The organism is Streptomyces mirabilis, from assembly GCF_039503195.1.
Lineage (GTDB): Bacteria > Actinomycetota > Actinomycetes > Streptomycetales > Streptomycetaceae > Streptomyces > Streptomyces mirabilis_D.
This window is the reverse complement of sequence record NZ_JBCJKP010000001.1, coordinates 7,658,624-7,675,035: the sequence shown is the minus strand read 5'-3', so window position 1 is coordinate 7,675,035 and position 16,412 is coordinate 7,658,624. Positions and strand designations below refer to the sequence as shown.

Genomic DNA, 16,412 nt, shown 5'->3' with positions numbered 1-16,412 from the left:
CCGCACCGCACATTGAGGCGTACCCATGAGCCTGAGCATCCGCAACCAGCTCCCCGGAACCGTCACCTCCGTCACACCGGGCGAGGTGATGGCGGCGGTCAAGGTCCGCCTCGACGGCGGTCAGGATCTCACCGCGGCCATCACCGCGGAGGCGGTCGAGGATCTGGGTCTCACCACGGGCTCCACGGTCCGCGCCCTGGTCAAGTCGACGGAGGTGTCCCTGGCCACCGGGCCGGTCGACGGGGTGAGCATCCGCAACCAGTTCCCCGGCACGGTGACGGAGGTCTCCACGGGCGGGGCCATGGCCCGCGTCAAGGTCGAGGTCCCGGGCGGCGAGCTGACCTCCGCGATCACCAAGGACGCGGTGACGGAGCTCGGCCTTACGGCCGGATCGGCGGTCGTCGCGCTCATCAAGTCCACCGAGGTGTCCCTCTCCAACGCCTGAGACACCCGATATGTCCCGTCAAAGCATGAGACGCCCTTATATGAGACGCTCCCGCACGACACGTACCCACATGGGTCGTAAACCCTCTTCTTACCACCCTCATACCGGACTCTTCACGTCCGGCATCATGGCCTTCATCTGCGGGAATTACCGTCCAATCCCGTGTACTTGGCAGAAATGAGGCCGTCGACCACCGGCCAGAAGGCCCTCACGAAGACGTCGCCCGACGAGACGCCCGCGCAGTGGCACCGCGTGCTGACCCTGCTCGCCGACATCAGCCTCTTCATCGGTACGCGTCCGATGTGGACGGCGGCCGCGAGCCACCGGCTCGCCGTCGCGGCGGTGATCTCGGTCTGCTACGCCTCGATCCTGGTGACGGGCGTCCTGACGCTGACCGTGCGCCGGACTCGCTCGCTGGCCCGCCTCGACCTCGTGATCCTGGTGACGGCCGTGACGCTCGCGGTGTGCGGGTTCGCCATGTACCACGGCGGCGGTGACGAGTCGGTCCTCACCGCGCAGGCCGCCCGTGAGTTCGTCGCCGGGCACCAGGTCTACGACCAGCCGTGGCCCTGGCTCTTCGGGCAGCACGGGGTCGCCCTCACCCCGACGATGACCGGCGGCTACGACTACACGTACGGCTACCCGCCGCTTCCCCTGCTGCTCACCGCGCCGCTGCTGTGGATCGGACACGGGGCCGCCCCCGCCGTCCTGGCCGCCACCGGCGCCCTGATCGTGGGCACGATCGTGATGTGGCGGATGCTGCCGACGCAGTGGCGGTCCGCGGCCACGCTGGTCTGCCTCGGGCTCGGCCTGCTGACCGCGTACGCCCGGCTCGGCTATCCGGCGATCGTCGCCTGCGCCTTCCTCATCCCGGTGGTGGTGGGCTGGCCGCGGATGGGCTACGGCGGATGGAGCGACTGGGCACGGGCGGCGTGCCTGGGCGCGGCCTGCGCCTCGCAGCAGCTGCCGTGGTTCCTCATGCCGTTCCTGCTGGCCGGGGTCTACGCCCTGCGCCGCGGCGACCTCGGAGCGCGCGCGGCGGCGGCCGCCGTGGGCCGGATCGTGGGGGTGGCCGCCCTGACCTGGCTGCTGATCAACGCGTACTTCATCGTGAGCGAGCCACGCAGCTGGCTCTCCGGGATCGCGCTCCCGCTCACCCAGAAGGCGAACCTGCACGGCCAGGGCCTGGTCGGCATCTCGCTGTACTTCACCGACGGCAGCGACCGGCTGGCCTGGTACTCGCACGCGAGCATGCTGCTGGCGGCGGGGCTGCTCGGGCTCTTCGTGTTGTTCGTGCGGCGGCTGGGACCGGCCGCGGTGGTCCTGCCGTGGTGCGCGTTCTTCCTCGCGACGCGTTCGCAGGACGGCTACTACCTGATGATGACGCCGCTCTGGCTGGCCGCTGCCGTGACCGCCCCGCCGTCGGCCTTCACCACGGCGTGGCAGCCCCGGCCCGCCTTCCTGCGCGGCCCGCACCGGCAGCGGGCGCGCATCGCCACGGGGGCGCTGCTGATCGTCCCCGCCCTGGTCGCGTCGACCCTGGCGGTGACGGGCTCGCCGCCCCTGAGGATGCGGCTGGTCGGCGAGAGCCGGACCACCACCGCCAAGGCCGTGACCGCGCTCACCGTCCGCGTCACCAACCTCGGCGACACGGCCCTCACCCCGCACTTCACCCTGACCACGGGCCAGGGCATGGGCCGCTACTGGTCCATCAAGTCCGGCCCCGCCACACTCGGCCGGCACGCCTCGGCCAGCTACGAGCTCCTGCCGCCCTCCGGCAGGTTCACTCTCCCCCAGGCCGGAGTACGCGTCCGGCTGCGGGCCGTCTCGGCCACGCCGATGACACTGTCCAGCACGGATCTGCACCTGAAGGCCCCGGCAAGCACCCGCTAGGCCCCCCTGACGTACGCCGCCGGTCGCGGTTCTCCGCGGCCGGCGGTAGACGTCAGGAGGATGATCCGGAAGCGGCGTACTGCGTTCTCAGTAGTCGGAAATGTCGGCACGTGCACGACGACGGGAGGGGTCTGCCACGGGGAACCTGATGGGGTTCCCGAGATCGGACGAGTGGAGACCTCAGCCCGTGGCTACTTTCCTTTGTCGACTGGGCCGTACGGCCTTCCGGCGACGTTGGTACGTCGCCTTGATCTGGGTGGCGGTGCTCGGCGCTGTCGGCTTCGGCGCGGTCAAGGCTCCGGCCACCCCCGATCCGGACAATTCCATGCCGGGGATCGAGTCCCAGAAGGCGTTCGACCTCATGGAGCAGCGCTTCCCGGGGACGACCGCCAACGGCGCCAACGCCCGCATCGTCTTCGTCGCCCCCGACGGCCAGAAGATCACCGCAGCCGACAACAAGAAGACCATCGACGAACTCGTCGACGACGCGGCCGACGGCTCGCAGGTCGCCGGCGCGGTCAGCCCCTTCCAGGCGAACGCGATCAGCAAGGACGCGACGACGGCGTACGCGACCATCACCTACAAGGTGAAGCCTGACGACCTCACCGACGCCAGCAAGAACGCCCTGAAGGGCGCGATAGCGCAGGCCAAGAAGTCCGGCCTGACGGTCGAGGTCGGCGGCACGGCACTGGCGACCCAGCCCGCCGCGGGCGGAGCGGCCGAGGGGATCGGTATCGCCATCGCCGCCGTCGTCCTGATCATCACCTTCGGCTCACTGACCGCCGCCGGGCTGCCGCTGCTCACCGCGCTCATCGGTGTGGGCGTCTCGATGGCCGCGATCACGGCCCTGTCCAGCGCGTTCGGCCTGTCCTCCACCACCGGCACGCTCGCCACCATGCTCGGCCTCGCCTGCGGCATCGACTACGCGGTCTTCATCGTCTCCCGCTACCGAGAAGAACGCGCCAAGGGCCACACCCCGCGGGAAGCCGCCGGCCTCGCCACCGGAACCGCCGGATCCGCCGTCGTCTTCGCCGGCCTCACCGTCGTCATCGCCCTCGCCGGTCTCTCCGTCGTCGGCATCCCCATGCTCACGAAGATGGGCCTCGCCGCCGCCGGAGCCGTCATGGTCGGCGTCTTCATCGCACTGACACTCGTCCCGGCCCTCCTCGGCTTCTGGCCCAACGCCGTACTCTCCCGCAAGGCCCGCAAGCGCGGACGGATCAAGGAAGGCGGCACGAACAACGGCGGCAGCCGCTGGGCACGCTTCGTCCTGCGCCGCCCCCTCCCGGTGCTCCTGCTGTCGGTCGTGGGCCTGGGAACGCTCGCCGTACCCGTGATGGACCTCCAGCTGGGCATGCCCGGAGACGAGGCCAAGCCCACCTCCACCACCGAGCGCCGCGCCTACGACGACCTCGCCAAGGGCTTCGGCCCCGGCTTCAACGGCCCCCTGTCGATCGTCGTGGACGCCAGGGGCGCCGCGAACCCCAAGACCGCGGTCACCACCATCGAGAAGAAGATCAAAGCGACCGACGGAGTCGTGTCCGTCTCCCCCGCCCGCTTCAACCCCGCGGGCGACACCGCGGTCTTCTCCGCCGTCCCCTCCACCTCGCCCACCGACAAGAAGACCCAGGACCTCGTCAAGACCATCCGCAACGAGCGCCCCGCCACCGAGGCCTCGACCCACGCCGAGTTCGAGGTCACCGGCACCACCGCCCTGAACATCGACATGGCCCAGAAGACCCAGAACGCCCTGATCCCCTACCTGATCGTGGTGGTCGGCCTGGCCGTCCTGCTCCTGATGGTGGTCTTCCGCTCGATCCTGGTCCCGGTCAAGGCGGCCGTCGGGTTCCTCCTGTCGGTGCTCGCCGCGCTCGGCTCCGTCGTCGCCGTCTTCCAGTGGGGCTGGCTGGCCTCGCTCCTCGGCGTGGAGACCACCGGTCCGATCATGAGCCTGATGCCGATCTTCCTGGTGGGCATCGTCTTCGGCCTCGCGATGGACTACGAGGTGTTCCTCGTCGCCCGGATGCGGGAGGCCTACGTCCACGGCGACAGCCCGCGCCAGGCGGTCGAGAGCGGCTTCCGCCACAGCGCCCGGGTCGTGGTCGCCGCCGCGCTGATCATGATGGCCGTCTTCTCCGGGTTCATCGGAGCGAGCGAGTCCATGATCAAGATGATCGGCTTCGGCCTCGCGATCGCCGTCCTGTTCGACGCGTTCGTCGTCCGCATGGCCTTCGTACCGGCGGTCCTGGCCCTGCTCGGCAAGGCCGCCTGGTGGATGCCCCGCCGGCTGGACCGGATCCTGCCCAAGGTCGACGTGGAGGGCGAGGGTCTCGTCCACCGGTCCGCCGTCGCCCCGGCGCACGACGACACGGCCGCACGGGAATCGGCCCGCGTCTGACCGTCCCGCGCGCCGGAGGGCCGCCCGTGCCGAACACGGGGGCCTCCGGGCCGTTCGTCGGCGACGTCACCCGCCGGGATCGCCGCACCCGCCATGGTTCGTCGCGGTGACCGCCGCCTTGCCAACGCCCTGGCCGGGACCGCCGCGCACCTCGCCCGCAGCCACCCCGACCAGACACGGCGGATCCTGGGCGACCTCGCCGACACCACGTCCTCGGCGCTGCGTGAACTCAAGTCCACCGTCGGCCTGTTGCGCCAGGCCGGCGATCCCGTCGCGCCCCTGGAACCGTCCCCCGGACTCGGCCGGCTCTCCGAACTGACCGCCGCGTTCGCCTCCACCGGGCTCGACGTCGTCGTCGCCACCGAGGGAGAGGCGCGACCGCTGGCCCCGAGCGTGGACCTGACCGCCTTCCGGATCGTGCAGGAGACGCTGACCAATGTCACCAAGCACGCCGCCGTGAAGGAGGCGCGCGTGCTGCTCTCGTACTTCAAGGACACGGTGCGGATCACGATCGACGACGACGGCAGCGAGGCTCCCGCGCCGCCGGCCCCGGGCAGTGGCTTCGGCGTCATCGGCACGCGCGAGCGCGCCAGTTCGGTGGGCGGGCGACTCCAGACGTACCGGCGGCCGGAAGGCGGATTCACCGTCGCCGCCGAACTGCCGCTTCACCCCTGAGAACCCTGCCCAAGTGCCGCAGGCCCCCCGAGAGCACGGAGCCCCCGAAGGGCCCCCTCGAAGGCCGCGAGGCAGCCCGCACCTACCCCCTCTGGTCGGTGAGCGTCACACCAGACGCCTGATCTCTCCGCGCACCCGGTAGAAGCCACCCGCCGAGGAGTGCAGCGCGTCCACCACATAGCGGGCGCCGGGCTGGCGTATCGCACGCGGGAACTGGACGTTCCAACTCGGCTCATAGCCCTCGGAGACCACGTGCACGCGCACTCGGCCTCCCTCCTGAGTGCACTCCACGACGACCCCGCTCCCCGGCGCGGGGACGGCGCTGACCGTGGCGACGGAGGCGGCGGTGGTCAGCGGTGCGTACGTCGGCAGGGCGGCCGCCAGTTTGATGTCCGCGGCGACCGGAACGGTGCCCGACTGGGCGGCGTTGATCGCGGCCTCGCTCGCGTCGACGCAGGCGAGCGAGCCGTCCGTGGAGACGATGTACAGCCTTTCGTCGTGGTACTGCATCGACAGCGCCGAGCCGCCGCCCGTGCCGAGCTTCCACAGCCGGGAGCCGTCGGCGGTGAAACAGTAGACGGAGGAAGCGGAGTCGCCCGCGAAGACGTACCGCCCACCGGGGGACGTGGCACACGAGTACACCGCGGCGTCACACGAGTAGGAGGCCTCGATCCGCCCGTCGGACTTGGCGAGCCGCTGGACGACCCGCCGCCCCGTCCCGGCGTAGACGGCGTTCTCCTCCTGCCACCCGAAGAGCACATTGCCGTTGGTCGCGGTGTGCCAGAGCTGGCCGGCGCCGTCCGCCGCGTACGCCGTCACACCGCGGCTGTGCCCGTGGTACACGGCGTGGTCGTCGGCCCGCACCATCCACGCGTTGTCCCCGGACGAGTTGCGCGACCACTGGAGCTCGTCCTCGTGGTCGATGACCGTCAGACCGCCGTTGCGGTCGGAGACGTTCAGCACGCCCGCGTGAATGTCCAGCCAGAAGATGTCCACCTCGGCCGCTATCTCGTAGGCCGCGAACGGCACCTTCGAGGAGAGGTCGTACACCCGGCCGTCGTCACAGCCCGCGTAGATCCAGAAGTCGTCCGCCACCAGGCACTTCACCCCGTCCGGCAGGGAGTAGTGAGCCAGCACCTCACCGTCGTGGCTCAGGTTGTAGACGCTGCCGTGCTGGTTGCCCACCCAGCAGCGGTCCTCGTCGACATGGATGCCGAACGCCGAGGCGCCCGTACGGAACCGCCACAGCACCGGGGCCGTCGCCCGCGCCGTGGACGGGGCGGACGTCACCTGACGATGCGTCACGGGCCGGGCCGCGCGCTGCCCCTGGACGGCCGGCGCGTACCCCTTGCGCACCTTCTCCGCTATCTTCTTCGCCGCCGCCGCGTTCGCCTTCTCGACGGTCGGAAACGCGGAGGTCTGACGCTGCCCGTCCACACCGATCCGTCCGTACCGCACCGAGACGGTGGTCCCCTCGACGGTCACCTCGTAGAATTTGTGGGCACCGCCGCTCTCCTGGGACAGCTCCAGATACGTCGTGTTCCCCGACTGTCGTGCCTGCGCAGCGGACACAGCACACCCCTCCCCAAAGGCCCGGTCGGCCGCTTCGGCCGTCTTCCAGTGCCTCCAAACTAGTGGTCACCACTGACAACGACGGGCCGGGCCAGGACCGTTGCGGACGACGGCGCCTCTGCCCCAGGGGAAGCCCCAGAGCCCTCGCCCGCAGGACAGGGCGTCCGGCAGAAATCGGTCCGCTTCCGGTGTTCCGGCCATGGGGGGCGGTCGGTGCTCGCGGTTTGAGCGCCCCGTGCCGTACGGAGGGGCCATGGCGCCCCGGACAGGGACTGTTCGGGGCGCCGGGGCCGCGGTGGCCGCTTCTTTACACCGCGGCGATGCCCTCCATGCCGGACTCGGCGAAGGGGGGCAGTCCAGTGGTCGTGCCGACCTTGGTCAGCGAGCCGTTCCGGCCGATGCGGAAGCCGTCGACGGTGCCGGAAGTCGCGTTCTGCACGTACAGGAACTTCTCGTCCCTGGTCACCGCCAGGTCGATGACGCCTTGGGACTTGGCCGACGGCGGGGCGGCCACCCCGACGTCGTTGGTGAGCGCCAGCCCGCCCCGACGGTCCGTGCGGTAACCGGTGACGGTCGAGCTGCCGGTGTTGCCGCCGTAGAAGAAGTCACCGGCACGCTCCAGCCAGCACAGCGTGTTCTGACCATTGGGCAGGGATTTCTGGACGGCCTCGAGGGTGCCGTCGACGCGGACCTCGTACGTACTGACCGTGGACTCCTTGGCCTCGGCGACCAGCATTCGGCCGGCCTTGTCGAAGGTGATCGCGAACGGGACGGCACCGGCGGAGTCGTTGACCACCGCCCGCCGCGCGGGGCGTCCGTCACGCGTCATCGGAAAGACTTCGACGGTGTTGGCGGACTTGGTGGTCACGACCAGTTCACGACCGCCGGGAGTGAACGCGACCTGCCCGGGAGAACTGCTGAACAGCGGCACCTTCTTGTTGTCCAGCGCGAGGGAACGGTGAGCGTCACGCAGCGGTACCAGGCCCTTGGCCGTGATCCGGAAACCCTGGACACTGCCCGCCCCGCCCGCGTTCATGACGTACGCGAGCCTTCCCGAGACCGCGATCGACGAAGGGAAGTCCCCGCCCGAACGCACCACCCGGCGGTCCGTCAGCCTCTGTCCCTCGACTCGGAAGGACGTCACGGTGCCGCTGCCCGCGTTGACCGCGAGGAGCAGGCCGGACCGGTCGTCGTAGACGAGCGAGCCCTGCGAGGCGAGCGAGTCAGTGGGGGCGGCGACCTGGTCCCCGCCCTTGCCACCGGTCGCGTAGGTGCCCGCGGAACTCAGCCTGCCGTCCTGCGCGCGCTCGAAGACGTGAATTGTGTTGCCGTCGAGTTCGTTGCCCTGCACGAAGACCGCGTGGTCGGCTCCGGCCTTCGCGCTGCCCGCGTCGTCGTGCCCGCGGGAGACCTCTCCCGCCGAGGCGACGGTCACCGTCGTCACAGCCGCCGCCGCGGCGAGGATTCCCGCTCCGACGAGGGTCAGCTCGACCTGTAAAGGTGACCTGCGCCTGTTGTGCCTGCTCATATGTCGCTCCTCGGGCCTTCGCCACCACCAGGGGTCGGTGGAGGGCAGGACCAGAGTTGTCCATGAGGTGCTTGAGGCATGAGGGGTTCGACCGCCACGTCAGCTTCCCGTAATAACTCGACGTGCCGCGTCCAGGGCCGCCGGCGTCCTGCTTTGGCCAGGAGGCGAACCCGGTCCTGGGCATCGAGACGTGGCACGCGACCGTACGCCGCGTCGGCCACGGGTCAGCCGAGGGCGAAGTAGCGCAGCCACACGTAGCCGAGGGAGATGGTCACGGTGACGGCGGTGACGATCAGGCCGTACTTGGTGAACTGCCAGAAGGTGATGGGTTGGCGGTTGCGTTCGGCGATGCCGAGGACGACGACGTTCGCGGAGGCGCCTATGGCGGTGGCGTTGCCCCCCAGGTCGGCGCCGAGGGCGAGGGCCCACCACATGACGTGGTCACCGCCGCCGCCCATGTTGTGGACCAGGTCGCTGGTGATGGGCGCCATGGTGGCGACGTAGGGGATGTTGTCGACAACGCCGGACAGCACCGCCGAGGCTCCCAAGAGGGTCAGGGAGCCGCCGAGTTCGTTCGTGCCGATGACATCGGCCAGTGTCTTGGAGACCTCGTCGATCACACCGGTGTCGATCAGGCCGCCGATCATGATGAACAGGCCGGCGAAGAAGGCGAGGGTGGGCCACTCGACCTCGGAGAGGACCTCGCTCGTGTCGGCGGTGGAGACGGCGACGAGCAGTCCGGCGCCGAGCAGGGCGACGATGCTCGGCTCGTAGTGCAGCACCGGATGCAGGACGAAACCCGCCACGACCAGGGCGAGGACGATCAGGCCCTGGACCAGCAGGCGGGGGTCCTTGATGGCTTCCCGCTCCTCCAGGGCCATGATCTCCACGGCGCGGTCCTCGTCGTACACGAAGGACTTGCGGAACATCACCCGGCACAACGCGACCAGGACGACGACCAGCACCGCCACCAGCGGGGCGAGGTGGACCAGGAAGTCGTTGAAGGTCAGGCCGGCCCGGCTGGCGATGATGATGTTGGGCGGATCGCCGACCAGAGTCGCGGTGCCGCCGATGTTGGAGGCGAACACCTCCGCGATGAGGAAGGGAGCGGCCGACAGCGCGAGCCGCTCGCAGACCAGCAGCGTCACCGGGGCGATCAGCAGGACCGTGGTGACGTTGTCGAGGAGCGCGGAGGCGACGGCCGTGATGACGACGAGCATGGCCATCACCCGGAAGGGCTTGGCCTTCGCCTTCTTCACGGACCAGATGGCCAGGTACTCGAACATGCCGGTCTTCTTCAGCACGCCGACGATCATCATCATGCCCATCAGCAGGAAGATGACGTTCCAGTCGACGCCGGAGTCCTCGGAGTAGAACGCCGAGACGTCGTCGGTCGCCCCGATCGCCAGCATCAGTCCCGCGCCGCCCAGGGCCACGGCGACGCGGTGGATCTTCTCGCTGATGATCAGGGCGTACGCGCCGACGAACACGACGATCGCCGCCCAGCTGTGCCAGTCGCTCACGTTTCTCCGGTTCCTCCGAGCGGTTGCGGAGCCTTGCCCCTGATCGCGAAGGCGATGCGCACGGCGACGAGGGTGAACGCCTCCTCGGCCTGCCGGATACCGGACCGGAGAACGAGCAGCCCGTGCGCCACGGAGGCGAAGCCCTTCGGGCCGACCCAGGCCGCCACCCACCTCTCCGTGCGGGAGATGCGCGTGCCGAGCCGCGAGAGCAGCAAGGCCGGAAGGATGAGGAACATCGCCTGGACCACCGCCGCGTGGCCGCCCCACGACAGGTCCCCGAACAGCCTCGGGGCCAGCGGCGCGCCGAAGACCAGCAACGCCGTGAACTTCGCGAGCTCCGCCAGTGCCTCACCGAGCGGCTCGAAGGACGCCTTCGTCTCCGGCGAGGTGATGTGGATCAGGCCGAGGAAACACAGCAGCAGCACCGCCACCAACAGTGCGGCCCCGAACACCACCGCGAGCACCATGCCGAACGCCCCGATCGGAAGAGAGAGTGATCCCCTGCTCGCCGACCAGGCTTCCCGGCACACCGCTGGGCACCCTACAGGCCTTTGACGCGTCCTTAACAGATTCTTGGCGAGCATCTTGAGGGGCCGCAGGTTGCCTGAATCCGGCAACCTGGTCGCAGACTCCACCCGGGCGTCGGTGTGCTCGAACCGCCCGGCCCGAGCGGCGGCCACTGCGGTCTTTGCCTGGGGGTCAGGCGGGCCGGGAAGCCCGGTCAGCGGGGCCGTGCTCATGGCGCTGCTCGCGCACGGCACTCGTGCCGGCCGCCGTCAGCACGCCGCGGCGGCGAGCAGCCGCTCCAGCAGGTGCGAGGCGGTGATGACTCCGAGCAGCCGCGTACCACTCCTGTCCTTGTCGACCACGGCCACCAACGGGCTGCGGGCCTGTGCCATCTGGGCCGCGACCTCCAGTGCCGTGTCGTCCGGGGCGGCGATGGCGGGCGGTGGCGCGGTCTTCGACAGACAGTCGCCGACCTTGCGTCCCGCGAGCGCCTCGCACAGTCGGTCGGCGTGGCGCTCGTCGACGACCGCCGCGAGCGTGGGGTCCTCCACGACGTACCCCGGCACCAGGATCTTGATCATCTGGGAAGCGGGCAGGATCGCCTTCGGCGCACCCCGCTCGTCCAGCACCAAAAGCGCGGGCAGCCGGTGTTCGGCCATCAATCGTGCGGCGTCCAGGGCGTCGCTGTCGACGCCGACTGTCTCGTACTCCACCGCCAGGTCACGCGCACGCACGCTCGGCTCCTGCCTCGCTCTCGACCCACCGACCCACACAGCCACGAGGACGTACGACCGGGCCGGCACTTCGAACGATACAACCGGCCCGCCGATACGGAGGGTGCCCGAGGACCGGCCTTCAGCCGCCCGAGGGAGCCGCTGCGCCGTCGGCTAGGTACCGTCCGACGCTCGCCCCCACGGCCCGACGGCGTGCCTGGCGGTGGGGTTGGCCATCGCGTGGCGGGGGTCGGCGGCCCGGTCGATCGCGGTCTCCACGGCGGAGATACGGTCGGCGAGCAGGCCGAGCGCGGCGACCGCCCGGGTCAGAGGGGCCTCCTCCGTGCCGCCGAGGGCCTGCGCACGGAGATACGCGGCCTTCACCTCCGCCCAGCGGAGCGCCTGTGCGGTGGTGAGGGTGCCGCGCAGTTCGGCCAGTTTCAGCAGGTTCGCCTCCGCGCCGGTCGTGAGGGTCTGCGCCTCGGCCGTGTAGTGGTCGTCGATGACGGCGGCGAGTTCGGTGTCGTTCATGACCGGCTGGATGCGTTGGACGATCTTGTTCATGGTGCGGTAGGAGCCCTGGAGCCGGAAGGGCGGCTCCGTGCGGGTGGCGTCGGTCCGGGCGGCGGAGGCGATGTAGGCCGCGTTGACGGCGAGGACGGTCGCGCGGGCTGTGAGCAGATGGCGCAGGACGGCGAGGATCCGGTCCAGTTCGGCGGCGGCGTAGGGGTGGGTGAGGCGGTCGGCGCGGGCGGTCGGGTCGCCTTCGGCCCACCGGATCAGCAGGTCCAGGTCGGTGCGCTCTCGCCCGGCGAGCGGCGCGAGGACCGGGTGCGCGGTGAGGGCGTTCTCGACGAAGCTGACGGCGAAGGCGTCCTCCTTGCCGGTCAGGACGTCGCCGAGGTTCTGGACGTCGGCGCGGCTCGCGAGCATGTCGGGGACGTGGAAGCGGCTGCCGGACTCGGTGTAGGGATTGCCCGCCATGCAGACCGCGAAGCGCTTGCCGCGCAGGTCGTAGGTGCGCGGCTCGCCGTTCCACACGCCCTCGACACGGCGCGTGGCGTCGCACAGCGGGATGAACCGCTGAAGCAGCTCGGGCGAGGTGTGCTGGATGTCGTCCAGGTGGAGAAGGGTGTTGTTGCCCGCCTCCAACGCGAAGTTGATCTTCTCCACCTCCTGGCGGGCGGTGGCGTTCGGAGCGTCGGCCGGGTCGAGCGAGGTGACGGCGCTGCCGAGCGAGGGCCCGTTGACCTTGACGAGGACGAGGCCGAGGCGGTCGGCGACGTACTCCATGAGGGTCGTCTTGCCGTAGCCGGGCGGGGAGATGAGCAGGAGCAGGCCGCCGGTGTCGGTGCGCTTCGCCTCGCCTGTGGTGCCGAGCTGTTTGGCCAGGTTGTCGCCGATGAGAGGAAGGTAGACCTCGTCGATGAGGCGGCCCCGGACGAACGAGGACATCACCCGGGGTCGGTACTCGTCCAGCCGTAGCCGGGTGCGTTCGGCGGTCACGAGGGTGGTGCGCTGCCGCTGGTAGGCGCGGAAGGCCGGGGTGTCCTTCGCCCTGAACTCCCTGGTACGGGAGAGGAATTCGTCGACGCGGACGGTCAGGGAACGGTCGGTGATGCGCGGATGCGTGCCCAGCAGCCCCGTGACCGTCCCGGTCAGCGGCGCGTCGGACTCGTAACGCGGCAGGTCCGGGCAGAGTTCGGCGGCCACCGCCTCGGCGAGGTCTCCGGGGGTGATGTCCGTGCCGGTGGCGGTGCTGTACGAGGACAGCCAGGCCTCGACGAGCTGGCGGCGCGCGGCGAGGTCGTCGAGGGCGGTGAGGTCCTCGTCGTACGCCGACGTGCCCACCGTCCGGCGGAACGTGTCGAGCAGTGTGCGGGTGGCCGTGCTGACGACGAAGCCGCCGGGGTCGGTCGTCAGTTCCTCGAAGAGGTACACGGCGGACGCCTGGCCGACGTGGACCGCCAGCTCCGCCCGGAAGTCGGCGATCGCGGGTGTGAGACCGAACGTGTCGCGGGCGCGGGCGAGCGACATCGCGCGGCGTTTCAGGGTCGCGCGCTCCTCTGCGGGAAGTGTGTGGGCCCAGAACAGCTGGGCGGCGGCGCGGGCGGCGGGCTCGTGACGGAGGAGGCCCGCCCTCTCGTGCAGGCGCAGCACCGCGGTGAGGATCGCGGTCGCGTCGTGGTCGTGGACGCCACGCTCGTGGCCTTCGTCGTACGCCGTCTCCGCGGCCTGTCGTACGAGGTCGGGGAGGTCGGCCTCCGCGAGGGCCGCCGGGCCGCGCTCGTCCAGCAGCCGGGCCGCGAGGTGCTCGGCGCGATAGACCTGGGGCGATTCGGAGGGCAGCAGCCGGTCCCAGTACGGGCGGGTGGCGGCGAAGTCCGGGTCCGCGACCGGTGAGCGGTAGTCGGTGCCGGTGAGCGCGAAGGCGAGGCCGTCGGCGGCCGGGACCAGGGTGAGGTCCAGGGGCTCCGTGTTCACGGCGAACCGGTGGCTGCCCAAGCGGATGACGCGGCCGTCGTCGGTGTACAGGTCGGTGCGGTCGCGCAGGGCGCGGGACGCTTCCTGGCGGGTGGCCTTCAACCGGCCGTCCAGTGCCTCCGCCCGTACCCGGTCGCCGAGATCGCGCAGCTCGTCCGTGGTGCGCCGGACCTTGGCGACCATCGGGTCGGAGGCGAAGTACGTACTGACCGCGTCGGTGTCGGCGAGCGCGGCGGCCCGGCGCGCGACCGTTTCCAGGACCCGGTACGCCGAGGCCACGAGCTGTTCGGCCCGGCGGGCGCGGGCGTCGGCGAGGGTCTGCTTGCGGGCCGCGAACGCCTCGTACACCTCGGTCCGCCTGTCCGCCAGCTCGCCGAGGAAGTCGTCGAACTCCGTGAAGCGGGCTTCCAGGTTCTCCACCTGCACCAGCAGCCGGGCGAGTTGCTCGTCACAGGACTCCGGGCTCCCCGCGGCGGTGAGCGCGCTCGTGACCGACTGGCCGAGCAGAGCGAACTCGGCGGCGAACTCGGCACGCCCCTCGTGGTCGAGGAGTTCGCGGCGGCGGGCCTCGAGCGTGGCGCGGGCGCGATTGACACCACCCAGCACCTCGGCGACGCGTTCCAGGACGGACGTCCTTACCGTGGCGTCGGCGATGTCCAGTCCGGCGACGACCTCGGTGACGGTCCGCAGTCCGTCGGTCAGTTCGTCGATGCGGCCGGTGACAGGCGCCGCCTCGGCGACGGTGGTGAGCGACTCGGCTTCCGCGACGAGCCGTTCAACGGCCTGGTGGTGACCGGTGAAGGCATCCTCACGGGCCAGGAAGGAGACGGCACGCTGCCCGAACGAGGCGAGGTCGGCCTCCGCGTCGGCGGCGAGCTCGTCGATACGGACGGTGTCGGCGTACCGCAGCTCCTTGAGCGTGAGCAGGTGGCCCTGGGCGCGGCGGAGTTCGGCCAGGCCGTTCACCCAGGCGTGAGCGTCGCGGGGTGCCTCACCGCGCAGGCGTCGTACGACCGAGGCGATGTGCGCGGCGGCCTCCGCGAGTGCGTCGGCGGCCTGGCGGGTGAGGGCCTGGACCGTCTCGAATTCGGCCAGTACCTGCTCGGCCGTGGCGCGGACCGCGTCCAGCGGAGTGCGCAGGTCGCCCAGATCGGCGTCGCCGAGCCAGTGGTAGGTGTCGGCCGCGCGGACACAGGCGGCGAGCAGCGCCTCGTACACCTCGGCCGTCGGAGCGGTCTCCGAGGCGGCACGTGTGAGGGACAAGCAGTCGGAGATGCCCCGGACGAGGTCGGCGTTGCCGACACGGGCGATGGGGTCTCCCCTGTTCGCACGCAGTTGAGAACTTGAGGAAGGGCCGGCTTCCGACGGCTGGGCATCGGCGTAGGTGTCCGAGACGTACGGGGACCGCCAGAGCTGCAACGCGTGCACGCGTGTCGGCTCATCGGAGTCCGCCCGCAGCACCGTCAGCGTGCCGTCGTCGAAGAGCGCCCAGCCGTGGCAGGACAGCGGAGCGGCGAACTCCTTGCGGATCATGTTGTACGGGAGCAGGAGGCTGCGGCCCTCCACACGCGCGTGGAAGGCGAAGAGGACGTCCTCGCCGTTGGGAGAGCGGATCACCCGCTCGTAGTCCAGGGCTGCCGTGTCCACAGGGGCGGCGGTTCCGTCGAACGTCTTGTACGCCCCCGTGGCCAGGCAGTAGCCGCCGGGGAAGACGATTCCCTGGTCCGCGGGGAGGCGGCGGCACGCCTGCCCGATGCCGTCGAGGCGCACCACGGACCTGGTGAGCGTGTTGACGACCAGGTGGCGGTGCGCGTCCTCTTTGTAGGGGCGGATGCGGAGCAGCATCAGGGCGCCCACGCGCGCGTACGCGATGTCCGCGTCGGCGAGGGACTGGAGCGGTTCGTCGACCGGCTCGGCGTAGATCCCCTCCCCTGTCTCGGTGTTGTCCTCGATCTTGACGGTGAGGGTGCCACCGACCGTCTCGACGAAGACCTCGCCCTCGAGGGAGACGTGCGGGTGGCGGCCGAGTACGTGGTCCTCGCGGGTCGTCTCGTGCCACTCGAAGTCGTGCGAGGACGGGAAGACGTGATCGCGCTCACCGCGCGCGTCCAGGAACGACGCCCGGCCGTCCGCCGAGAGGGCCCACCGCAGTACGCGGATGTCGTCGGCCTTCTCGCCGGTCTGGAAGACGGCCAGCAACCTGCCGTCCACGTGGCGCAGTTGGAGGAGGCGTGCCGCACGGTAGTAGCGGTACAGAGCGACGAGTTCCCGTACGAAGGCGGGGTCGTCGAGCAGACCGGGGACGGCGTCCTCGGGCAGCCGGTTCAGGTCTCGGTCGTACAGCGTGAGGACGTCGCCCACCGTCGTCTCCGGCTTGAGGCCGAGGAAGACGTCGTATCCGAAGAGCAGGACGTCACCGACGGAGACGATGTCGCGGGGCACACAGTGGTGCTCGGTGCGGATGCGTTCGGTGCCGGTGAGCTCCAGCCGGGTCGAGCCGAACTGCTCGGTGCGGCGGGTGTTGAGCGCCTCGGCGCGCCGCGCGAGTTCGCCTGCCTGTGCGGCGAGTCGGTCGCGCAGCACGTCGTACGTACCGGTGTCCAGGCCGGTGGTCATGGGATCCCTCTCAGGAAGGCGGGACATGAGGTCCGGAGCCGCCGTCCCCTGTTCGGCG

The 16,412-nt window shown here is 70.5% G+C and carries 9 protein-coding genes and 1 pseudogene; 4 read left to right on the top strand and 6 right to left on the bottom strand.

The genetic code is table 11. From position 1 onward, the window contains the following. Positions 1-25: 25 nt before the first annotated feature. The 4 genes from AAFF41_RS35030 (at position 26) to AAFF41_RS35015 (ending at position 5,411) form a co-directional block, all read left to right on the top strand. A complete protein-coding gene (locus AAFF41_RS35030; RefSeq protein ID WP_319748515.1) occupies positions 26-445 on the top strand; it encodes a TOBE domain-containing protein in 420 nt (139 codons plus the stop codon). A 177-nt stretch (positions 446-622) separates the two neighbouring features. Then, a complete protein-coding gene (locus AAFF41_RS35025) occupies positions 623-2,338 on the top strand; it encodes a hypothetical protein (protein ID WP_319748609.1) in 1,716 nt (571 codons plus the stop codon). Positions 2,339-2,525: 187 nt separating this feature from the next. Beyond that, the gene (locus AAFF41_RS35020; protein ID WP_319748514.1) at positions 2,526-4,736 is read left to right on the top strand and encodes an MMPL family transporter; all 2,211 of its coding nucleotides are present in this window, start codon (positions 2,526-2,528) and stop codon (positions 4,734-4,736) included. Positions 4,737-4,829: 93 nt separating this feature from the next. Further along, on the top strand, positions 4,830-5,411 hold the full coding sequence (locus AAFF41_RS35015) for a sensor histidine kinase (protein WP_425526184.1): 582 nt from the start codon (positions 4,830-4,832) through the stop codon (positions 5,409-5,411). Between the two features lie 105 nt (positions 5,412-5,516). Here AAFF41_RS35015 and AAFF41_RS35010 read toward each other — a convergent pair whose 3' ends face one another. From AAFF41_RS35010 to AAFF41_RS34985, 6 genes and pseudogenes are all read right to left on the bottom strand, one after another. Then, positions 5,517-6,983, bottom strand: coding sequence for a WGR domain-containing protein (locus AAFF41_RS35010; RefSeq protein ID WP_319748513.1), 1,467 nt, complete (start codon positions 6,981-6,983; stop codon positions 5,517-5,519). 307 nt (positions 6,984-7,290) lie between these two features. Then, a complete protein-coding gene (locus AAFF41_RS35005; protein ID WP_343325179.1) occupies positions 7,291-8,511 on the bottom strand; it encodes a lactonase family protein in 1,221 nt (406 codons plus the stop codon). Between the two features lie 224 nt (positions 8,512-8,735). Beyond that, entirely contained in the window at positions 8,736-10,034 is a 1,299-nt protein-coding gene (locus AAFF41_RS35000) for an ArsB/NhaD family transporter (protein ID WP_319748511.1), read from the bottom strand. 41 nt (positions 10,035-10,075) lie between these two features. After that, positions 10,076-10,423 (bottom strand): annotated as a pseudogene (locus tag AAFF41_RS34995) (cation:proton antiporter); the annotation flags it as partial. A gap of 387 nt (positions 10,424-10,810) precedes the next feature. Beyond that, positions 10,811-11,275, bottom strand: a complete 465-nt coding sequence (locus tag AAFF41_RS34990) for a CBS domain-containing protein (protein WP_319748510.1) — start codon at positions 11,273-11,275, stop codon at positions 10,811-10,813. Between the two features lie 153 nt (positions 11,276-11,428). Continuing rightward, a complete protein-coding gene (locus AAFF41_RS34985; protein WP_343325178.1) occupies positions 11,429-16,354 on the bottom strand; it encodes a DNA repair ATPase in 4,926 nt (1,641 codons plus the stop codon). Positions 16,355-16,412 lie beyond the last annotated feature (58 nt).

Excerpts from the sequence above, each read along its gene's own strand:
- AAFF41_RS34985 (WP_343325178.1), bottom strand. The coding sequence starts at position 16,354 with ATGACCACCGGCCTGGACACCGGTACGTACGACGTGCTGCGCGACCGA.
- AAFF41_RS35015 (WP_425526184.1), top strand. The coding sequence starts at position 4,830 with ATGGTTCGTCGCGGTGACCGCCGCCTTGCCAACGCCCTGGCCGGGACC.
- AAFF41_RS35030 (WP_319748515.1), top strand. The coding sequence starts at position 26 with ATGAGCCTGAGCATCCGCAACCAGCTCCCCGGAACCGTCACCTCCGTC.
- AAFF41_RS35005 (WP_343325179.1), bottom strand. The coding sequence starts at position 8,511 with ATGAGCAGGCACAACAGGCGCAGGTCACCTTTACAGGTCGAGCTGACC.
- AAFF41_RS35025 (WP_319748609.1), top strand. The coding sequence starts at position 623 with ATGAGGCCGTCGACCACCGGCCAGAAGGCCCTCACGAAGACGTCGCCC.